The 8,883-nt window shown below is 54.8% G+C and carries 8 protein-coding genes and 1 pseudogene; 4 read left to right on the forward strand and 5 right to left on the reverse strand.

The features are described 5' to 3' along the window. Window positions 1-121 precede the first annotated feature (121 nt). Window positions 122-703, reverse strand: coding sequence for a ParA family protein (locus C501_RS11915; RefSeq protein WP_083906480.1), 582 nt, complete (start codon window positions 701-703; stop codon window positions 122-124). 1,412 nt (window positions 704-2,115) lie between these two features. Between C501_RS11915 and C501_RS13420 the strand changes: the two genes are divergently transcribed. From C501_RS13420 to C501_RS0100545, 3 genes are all read left to right on the forward strand, one after another. Then, window positions 2,116-3,093: a replication protein RepA gene (locus C501_RS13420; RefSeq protein ID WP_018133687.1), complete on the forward strand. Its 978-nt coding sequence runs from the start codon at window positions 2,116-2,118 to the stop codon at window positions 3,091-3,093. A gap of 305 nt (window positions 3,094-3,398) precedes the next feature. After that, window positions 3,399-3,683: a hypothetical protein gene (locus C501_RS0100540; protein WP_018133689.1), complete on the forward strand. Its 285-nt coding sequence runs from the start codon at window positions 3,399-3,401 to the stop codon at window positions 3,681-3,683. Next, on the forward strand, window positions 3,684-4,121 hold the full coding sequence (locus C501_RS0100545; protein ID WP_018133690.1) for a helix-turn-helix domain-containing protein: 438 nt from the start codon (window positions 3,684-3,686) through the stop codon (window positions 4,119-4,121). 62 nt (window positions 4,122-4,183) lie between these two features. Here C501_RS0100545 and C501_RS0100550 read toward each other — a convergent pair whose 3' ends face one another. The 4 genes and pseudogenes from C501_RS0100550 to C501_RS11925 all read right to left on the reverse strand — a co-directional run bounded on the left by C501_RS0100550 (window position 4,184) and on the right by C501_RS11925 (window position 7,695). Further along, on the reverse strand, window positions 4,184-5,461 hold the full coding sequence (locus C501_RS0100550) for a Y-family DNA polymerase (protein ID WP_018133691.1): 1,278 nt from the start codon (window positions 5,459-5,461) through the stop codon (window positions 4,184-4,186). Then, window positions 5,454-5,888 carry a LexA family protein gene (locus C501_RS0100555; protein WP_018133692.1) on the reverse strand — a complete coding sequence of 145 codons (435 nt, stop codon included), beginning with the start codon at window positions 5,886-5,888 and terminating at the stop codon, window positions 5,454-5,456. The genes C501_RS0100550 and C501_RS0100555 overlap by 8 nt, the downstream gene beginning before the upstream one ends. An 854-nt stretch (window positions 5,889-6,742) precedes the next feature. After that, a pseudogene (locus tag C501_RS14780) lies at window positions 6,743-6,862 on the reverse strand (helix-turn-helix domain-containing protein); the annotation flags it as partial. Between the two features lie 59 nt (window positions 6,863-6,921). Further along, complete coding sequence (locus C501_RS11925; RefSeq protein ID WP_018133693.1) at window positions 6,922-7,695, reverse strand: MBL fold metallo-hydrolase; 774 nt, start codon at window positions 7,693-7,695, stop codon at window positions 6,922-6,924. Between the two features lie 313 nt (window positions 7,696-8,008). Here C501_RS11925 and C501_RS0100570 point away from each other — a divergent pair, with 313 nt between their 5' ends. After that, on the forward strand, window positions 8,009-8,767 hold the full coding sequence (locus tag C501_RS0100570) for an SDR family NAD(P)-dependent oxidoreductase (RefSeq protein WP_083906482.1): 759 nt from the start codon (window positions 8,009-8,011) through the stop codon (window positions 8,765-8,767). The last annotated feature ends 116 nt before the right edge of the window (window positions 8,768-8,883 follow it).

The following is an 8,883-nucleotide window of genomic DNA, read 5'->3' on the forward strand; positions in this document are numbered from 1 at the left end:
ATCCAGACTGAGGAGTTGATTTTTTTCTCACTCTGTTCCTTAGCGGGGGTAAAGGTGTCGGCGATAGTTTTCTTTTTACGCGGCCCGTAGGGGTTGGTGTTTGCTGGTTTTTCACTCATGGTTAGATGATCCTCATTTCGCGGGCTACCTGGTCATAGCCGTGGGTGTTGTGCGGGGTGCGCATGGTTTCGGCTTTGATCGATGTTGCTTTGCGGATGAACGCATTCATCAGCGGCGCTCCGTTTTCTGTCAGAGCGGCAGTGGCTTGGCGATAAGCGAGTGTTTGCGGTTCAGCAACAGTGATGAGCACGTAGACCTCAGCATCTGATTCTGCGCAGACCTCTAATGTCATCCATGTCCGGTCTAAGTCCAGCGGTGAGGCTGTAGTGGGGATGAGGACTTTGTCAGATGTGTCCAGGGCTGCTTGGACAATGTCCGGGGTGTGCGGGTTGGTATCGATGACGACAACATCGATACCGTCGGGTTCGACCCTGCGTACGGTTCTTGCATTGACCGCGATCACCTCGAACGGCAACGGATCATTATTTTCCGCCGCTATTTCCGCCCACCCCGAGGCGGATCCTTGAGGGTCTGCATCCCATAGCTGAACTCTCTTACCAGCTTGGGCTAAGACTGTTGCCAGCATCATCGCTGATGTTGTCTTCGCCGTCCCACCTTTTGTATTAGCTACCGCCAGTTTCATTAAAACCACTTCCCCTCATAACCGGAAAACCGAACATGGTTTAAATATTACCACTTGCGGTTATGTGGTCAAGCAGTTACATGGTTGTTGGGTCTATCCGTTGAATAGACAACCGGTTTTTCCGTTACTGTTCTCTTGCAGCTCGGCTACCGCCGGAAAATAGAGCAAGTGGTGAGTCGAAGCGATGGCATCGGGGTGAAACCCCAAATCTCAACCTAATGGGGCTGTTGGTAGAGTTGTGTGGTCAGCTGGAAGAGCAGCCGGAACAGTTCGAGCGGGAGCTTGAATACCGGTCAGGTTCACTAGCGCCAGGCCCCCAAAGTGCCTGTGATTTCAATAGTGCGTTTCGCGACGATTATCCCTGTAGACGTGAACTGCGGCCGCACAACACCGAAGAGCCCCCGTTGCAGTGGGGCTCTTCGTATCCGCATCAGAATCTCTCCGCTTAGCGAAATCAGTACTAGGGCACGAAGTTCGTTCTGCTCTTCACAGTCAGCAAGCTAGGCCCCATCGGAACAGGCGTATCGATCCTGGAAATTGGGGCTCATTCATGCCTTACAGAGGGGTACTCATGTCTCTCACAGCTCAGAAACCCCTGACTGGGTCCCTAAGGGCCTCGTGTGAGGCTGCACTCCCCAAACCTTACTAAAGGTGTGAAAGGCTCTTAGAAGCCATCCTGGGGCCCCTGGGGTATATCGGGGCTGCGCGCTGCGTTCATGGAAGTTAAGTCAGTGATTATTTTCATTAGCTTCTTTGAACCCAGCCACAGCCAGGACACCACCACTCATGGTGAAGCTCTGAGGAGTACTCAGCCAACGCTGCCAACCAGGCACTCCAACGACTGAAGAATCAGATCAAAAAAGTGCTTCAGCAACAGACGTTCGAAGCTTCGAAAACTTGGCCCCCTGCTTTTAAGTTTTTTAATAGTTAAAAGTATTAACTACTAGGGGCGGGCCGGAATGCCTTGCAAATAAAGGGAAGTAGAGGGGTCGTGCGCGAGTACTTTACCCCAGTAGGCGCGAGTACTTTACCCCAGCCACTAGCCCGGATTTCGTGGGGGCGCGAGTACTTTACCCCACGGATTTACTGGGATGCAGGGCCAAGCGTGAGTAGATTACCCCAGGTTATCCACCGCGCGAGTACTTTACCCCAGCTCAGCTAAGAAGCGCGAGTACTTTACCCCAGGTTATCCACCGACATATCAACAGAAATGCGCCACTTATCAACAGCCCTAATGGGTTTTCCACAGATTGTCGTCGTGTCGTCGTTGACTCGGGATACCGTCAGTGGTGGGATACCTAAATAGGCGCTGGGATGAAAGCGCCCCCACGCCGAGGGAACGGCTGGGGGCTTGGACAACCACAGTGCTTCACAACAACACCAAACCAATAGAAAGAAGCAGGTTGCCACTCATGAGTCTAAACGACGAGTCAGAGAACGTCACGCCTATCAGTCACGCGCTTTCCAAACGAAAAATCGAGCTGATGAACCACTCAACTGAGTTAGAACAGGCTCCGCCACAAGACCGTGATGACTTCGGCTACACCTCCGCTCTCTGGTCACGGTTTAGCCTGCCTTATAAAGACCTCAAGGACAGCCCGGCGTTCTTCGAGCGTAAGAGTCATGACATGTCTTTGGTCATTACTCCTGCTGTCATCACTGACAAGAACGGTAATTCTCAGGCGAAATACCCCTATGGTGTGCTGGCCCGCCAGATCCTGCTTTACATTACGACGCAAGCTAAGAAGCAGGGAAACCGGGAGATCTACCTGGGGGAGAGCTTCAACGAGTTCATCGAACTCATTGGCGCATCCGGTGGTGGAAGTCATAATCGCCGTAGAGTTCAGGACCAGCTCATGCGGCTGCTGAAATGCAGCATGCAGGTGACCTACACCCAGAATAACGAATCTCACCGGTACGAGTCCGGGAAGCGCATTGATGTCGCCCAAAGCTATGAGCTGTGGCTCCACGATGATGCTACTCCCGGCCAGCAGCCTCTCTTCGGGTCGAAACTCCTACTCTCCGAGCAGTTCTTCTACACGGTCATCGCTCAGCCTCTGCCCATCGATGTAGGGGCCCTCAAGGCTCTCAGCGCGCAAGGCGGCGCGGCGATGCGTATTGATATCTTCATTTGGCTCACCGCCCGGATGTATCACATCAAGCGGTCAGGGAAGAACGTCCTGATCCCGTGGGCATCACTTAAAGATCAATTCGGAGTGGAGTATTCCAGGGACAGAGATTTTAAGAGGGATTTTCTGAAGAACCTGGAATCCGTGCTCACGATTTACTCAAAAGCGCAGGTCGCCACCACAGACCAGGGCTTACTTCTGAAGCCCAGCGAGCTATACATCACCGAGAAAGAAGAACGCAGAATACTCGAAGAAGGCTAACTGGTCTCCTCATGTGGACGATACGCAATCACCGCCGGACTAGATGACGTGGAACCGGTTGAACTGGACTAGCTGGCTTTTACGGTTAGCAGCTCGTTCCAGTGGGTGGTGAGCACGGTCGAGGTTGTGCGTGACGTGTACGACGACGAGGCGTATCGGGAGTTGCGGGCGTTGACGCCGGAGGGGTGCGTCTTTCTGTATGTTCAGGTGGAACGGGCTTGACATGATTATAGGTTTCCTATAATCATGTTTGTATCGGGTCAAGGAACCAGAGGGTTCACCGGCCACTCATGTAGGAGCAGATCATGATCGTTATTTCCCCGAAGCTCATCAGCAGCGGCCAGGGTGCTGCCGTGTACGGCTCCCTCTCCGAGGTGCAGGACATGGCGGACCGGTACGGATGGATCGTTGACGGGCCACGCAAGGTTACGGCGAAGACGGTTGAAGAGATCTTGGATGACCCGAACGTTATCTTGGTCCGGACGGTCACGGACGCCCGTGAGGCTATCAGCAGGTTCGAAACCCACCAGCGGAGAATCTACAAAGCGCTTACCGCTGATCTTGATGATATCGAGTACAGGAGGGGCTGAATGTCCGAGGTTTTCAAGTCCGGCGCTCACGTGAAAACCTTGCGTGAGCTGTCCGGGCTGACCGTCAAAGAGCTGGCCGAGCGGGCTGGGGTCACCGAGGATATGTGGCTGAAATGGGAGAACCCGAAAAATTCCTACCAGATGAAACCGGATGTTGAGGAGTTCTTCACGAACCTGCTTGACCAGTATGACGGTCAGGTGTCGGCATTCGAGGATGTCCTGGACGAGATCGCAGGCCGGCCGGAGCAGCCGGAGACTATCACCCTAACCAGGTACCGCAACCAGGCGGCCTTTCACCGGGCGCACCCGGACTTCCCCGGAGGGATTAGGGCGCATAACCAGATGCTCGCCCTGGTTTTGTGGGAGGCGCACCGGTCGGACATGGACGTGACCGTAGTCTGGGATGACGACCCAAATTCCCACATCGCCTACGAGTAAAGCAGAGTTCGATTTTCAGGTGTAGAAAGCCTGCATGGGCATATCGCAGAAACTGCGGGTCTTCAGGTTGCTTTGACTTGTAGGATCTCTTCCCAGTGTGTGGTGTATCTGGACGAGAGACGTTGGCGTTTCATGGTCCAGTCAGGACCGGCTTTAAGGCCTGCGACGCCTAGGCCGACAGTCCCGAGCCCGTGGCGGGCGGCGAGGGCCTCTAGCAACGGTCCGATGCGTTTTTCTTCGTGCGGGTTTTCGAAGAGTCCTAGGGGGCGCTGTGCCCCGGACGGCCTAAGGTCGGTCAGGATGATTCCAGCCCGTGCATAGTGGACATCGCGGTGTATTAGCGGCACGAGCCGGTGTGCGGCCTTGGCCAGGAGTACCGGATCAGCCGTGGGCATCGGCAGCCGTACAGGAACGGAGGGATACGCCTGGTCATGCACGTTGAAATGGCTCGTGCCTGCGAAAGCAGTCAACTGCTTTGCTTGTTGGTCGTGCTTAGTGAGCCGCGCGGAGGCCTGCTGAGCATACACGGACATGCACTGCCGCATCTCCTCCGGTGTAGTGAGCGGTGTAGAAAAAGACCTTGAAAAGATCAGCTGCTCCGGATCAGCCCGCTCTTCCTCTAGCTCGATGCATGGTTGGCCGTTGAGTTCCAGCACAGTGCGCATCAGCACCACCGAAAATTTCTCTCTGATCCTGACAGGATTAGCGTTCTTCAGGTCCAGAACTGTGCGAATACCGATCACTGCAAGGCGCTTCGCTAAGCGTCCTGCTACACCCCACAGCTCATCTACCGGCAATCGGGCCATGAGCGCTTCCCGCTCCGAGGCAGGCACTGATTCCCACACGCACACCCCGCCAAAATGACTCGCTTTCTTCGCCCATTTATTGGCTAGTTTCGCCAGGGTTTTCGTTGGTGCGATTCCCACACACACGGGCATTCCCAGGTGGCGGTCAATCGCGGTCCGCATCCGTGCGCCTTGGGCGGCGAGGTCTTCTAGACTGCCTTTGAGCCCGAGGAATGCTTCGTCGATTGAGTAGATTTCCTGCCAGGCTGAGTACCGGGACAGCAGGCGCATGGTTCGGTCTGACATGTCGCCGTACAGCTCATAATTCGAGCTGAGAGCGATGAGCCCCCAGTCTTTGGCGTAGGGTTCGAGCTTGAACCAAGGGGTGCCCATGGTGACACCAAGAGCTTTTGCTTCCGGTGACAACGTGATCGCGCAGCCGTCGTTATTGGATAGCACCACCACCGGGCGGTCTTTGAGGCGGGGGTTGAAAGCCCTCTCCGCCGAGACGTAAAAAGAGTTCACGTCTACCAGGGCGATCTGCTGCTTAGGCACTGCGTAACTGGTGCAGGGAGTAGGTGACGACACCCCAGACCAGCAGGTCGGACTCGGCGACATGGATGGGGGAGTAGCGGGGATTCTCCGGGACCAGCATGACCCCTTGCGAGGTGAGTCGGAGCCGCTTAACCGTGATCTCCCCATCCAAGACGGCCAGGACTACGGATCCATCACGAGGTTCTTCGGCCCGGTCCACGATGAGTTCATCCCCGTCAGAGATCCCCGCGCCCTCCATCGAATCGCCGACCACTCGGACGATAAACGTACTCGTCTTATCGCCGATCAAATGCTCATTGAGATCCAGAGTTCCATCAAAATAGTCCTGGGCAGGGGAAGGGTAACCGGCATGAACGGCCTCGGCGGCTGTGCTGATCAGTACGCTCAGCCCCGAGGTGAAACGCCGGATTTGGGCTACCGTCGCCATGAACTCATCCCATCATAGAAAATATGTACGGGTTAAAGAATAAGCACTAGTACAGATATTCTCGTTAAGCCGTAGTGAGCTGCCCCGGCCTTAGAAGCCCGACAAGCACGCTACGGCCCCTCAGCAATCGCCTTCTGTACAGGTGGAATCCATAAAATAGAGAGGGTCGCGCCCTGTCCGCGACGCACGTCGCGGAACTCGGCGACGGCGGGAGAGGGGGTGGTTGATTATGGACAACAGTGAGCCTGAAAAGGGTAGAGCCGAAACGCTCCGCCGCTGGATAGCCACCTGCGCGGCGTGCGTTTCGGCTCTCACTCCCTTTGTCTTCGAAGTAATTCGGAGACTCGGAGGGTAGTCACTCTCCATAATCAGAGAGGGTCAGCTACTTTAGCGGGTACTGGCCCTCTCGCCATATGTACCTCAAGTATACGCTCTGGGTGGTAGACGATGCCAGGATGTCTCGTGTGCGGGATATCATCGCCTCATGGTTACTGAGGTCTTAGTAGGTACTGAAGAACAGCCAGGATGCTACCTGGTAGTAGAAATGATCGATACCCCTAGGATCGTAGAGCGCTTCACCGACAAGAAGACCGCGAAACGTGTAAATAAATCATTGGGTGGCAGACGCAAAGGATACCGTGTCATTGAAGATCATCTCTGGCCGGAACAAGACCCTGACTTCCCGCAAGAAATCCCCTGCGTACGATGCGGAATGCTCGACCCAAGACCACTACTTGAAGCCCTCGGATAGTGAGTGATTCGCAGCTCGGCAAGCCTACTTCTTGGGGGCACATTGCTGACCAATGAGGTCTAGGGCTGTTCTGCCCGCCAGAAAATTGTGGTTAGACGGGCGTTTAGGCGGCGATGTGGAGGGTGCTGCCGAGGGCGTGGGCTATCCGGGCGAGCATTATCCCGCCTGGTGCTTGTGCTCCGTTTTCGATGGCGGAGATGACGGTCTGTCGGGTGCCTGCACGTTTGGCTAGTTCGGTTTATGATAGTCCTGCTTTGGTGCGGGCGTTGTACAGCAGCGCAGTCATGTGCGTGTCTCTCGAGTCGCTGTGATTTTCTCTGTCTCTAATCTGCTGGTCAGTATTGGGCCGTGTCCTGGCAGGATGATAGTTTCTGGGGTGATGTTCCAGTTCAGGTAGGTTGCTTCGGCCTGGTCCGGGGTCGCGTGGAACATGTTGGGTAGCATTTGTCGCCCTGTTCGCTTCCATGAGGTTGGGTGCTTAGATACGAGGGCATCGCCGGTGATGATCACTTTTCCGCTGTCTGAGCTGATTAGATAGCTCGTGTGTCCTGAGGTATGTCCGGGAGTGACTATGGGTTGTGGTCTTCCGGGCAGATCAAGCGATGGATCGCTATTGAAGATAACGTCCGGGTTGGTTGAAAAGCTTTGAGTTCCGCCTAGTTTTATAGCGTGTACCGCCCAGAAGAGGATTCTAAGGTTCCAGAGCTTTTTGTAGATTGTCTTTGGTGCAACCTGTTCTCTAGCTGCTCCCGTGAGGTTGCGTTCCTCTTTTTGGTGGCACCAAATCGGGGTACCGAAGTCTTGTCGAAGTTGGAGAGCGCCGCCCACATGGTCTATGTGGGCGTGGGTGAGAAGCACCGCCATGCAGTCTTTGGGATCAAGCTTCAGGTCTCTCAAGGACTGGATTAGTGCTTTGTAATCGTTTGGGTAGCCTGAATCCACTAGGGTAAATCGTGTCCCCGAGGTTAGGACGGTCCAGTTTGAGGCTGCACCTTGGACAAAGTGGATGTTGTCGGTAATCGTAAAGATGCTGTAGGTGTCTGATTTAGGCGGCATGGTATTTTGCTGGGCATAGTGCGGCCCGCATCCTGTCGAGGGCTTCTTGTAGCTCGCCAGGGGTTCCCGCGACTGGTAGCCCGGAGCGTTCGAGTGTCTCTAGGCAAGAGGAAACGGTTTCGATATCGGAGTCAAGTGCATCTGCCAGGTTCTGAAGGGAGAACCTTCCGCGGTGCATCATGATCGTTCTGATGAGCAAAGCTTCGCTCGGGCTGAAAAGATAGTCGCAATCGTGCATAGCCACCCTAATAAAGACGCTGGATCTTATGGACAGCTAGCACGGCGTTCGCCCTGGTAACTTGAACTACCACACATGGTAGAACTTGGAAGAAAATATATTAGGGAGGCAGTGGTGAGTCAAACCAGCTCTAAGGAGCAGTCGAACGTTCTGATCATTGGAGCTTCAGGAGGTATCGGCAAGGCCGTAGTCGAGAAATATCTCAACCACGGGTACCAGGTTTCGGGCACATCAAGGACAGGCGAAGCGCCCGATGGTGTCCTCGGCATCAAGGCCGATGTAACTGAACCTGAATCTATCCCTGAAGCGATCGAAACTCATGTGAGCACCTACGGATCGCTTGAAACTTTGGTGTATTGCGCCGGTATTACTAGAGATAATTTGTTGATAATGATGTCGGATGAGCAGATCGAAGAGGTTCTGCACGTCAATCTTACGGCTCCTATCCGAGCCGTACGATCGGCCCTTCGTCCAATGCTGAAAAACAAGGGCGGGTCCATCGTCCTTGTCTCCTCAGTTTCTGCTCGCTTTGGTGTGCCTGGACAAACGAATTACACCGCTTCTAAGGCCGGACTTGAAGGATTCAGCCGCAGCGCTGCTAAAGAGTACGCGAAGAAAGGCATCCGCATAAATTGCGTAGCACCCGGCCCCACAGAAACCCCCATGCTGAACGCGATGCCTGAAGGGCTGAAAGCAGCGATGTTAGAACTCAGCCCTATGGGCAGGGCCGCAACACCAGGAGAGGTCGCTGACGCCATTTTCGACATCTCAGAGATGACAGCCGTGACCGGGGCAACGCTGCCTGTCAGTGGCGGCGGCGGATACGGTTACTAAAGAGTAGGATCTCCGCATGGGGACTTATCCGGTTCATGGCAAGTGGGTACTCCTTGACTACGACCCCGCTGACGAAATTAAAATCTCCGTTTTAGCAGTGGGGGACGACCACCTAC

The sequence above is a fragment of the Acaricomes phytoseiuli DSM 14247 genome (genome assembly GCF_000376245.1).
Taxonomy (GTDB): Bacteria; Actinomycetota; Actinomycetes; order Actinomycetales; family Micrococcaceae; genus Renibacterium; species Renibacterium phytoseiuli.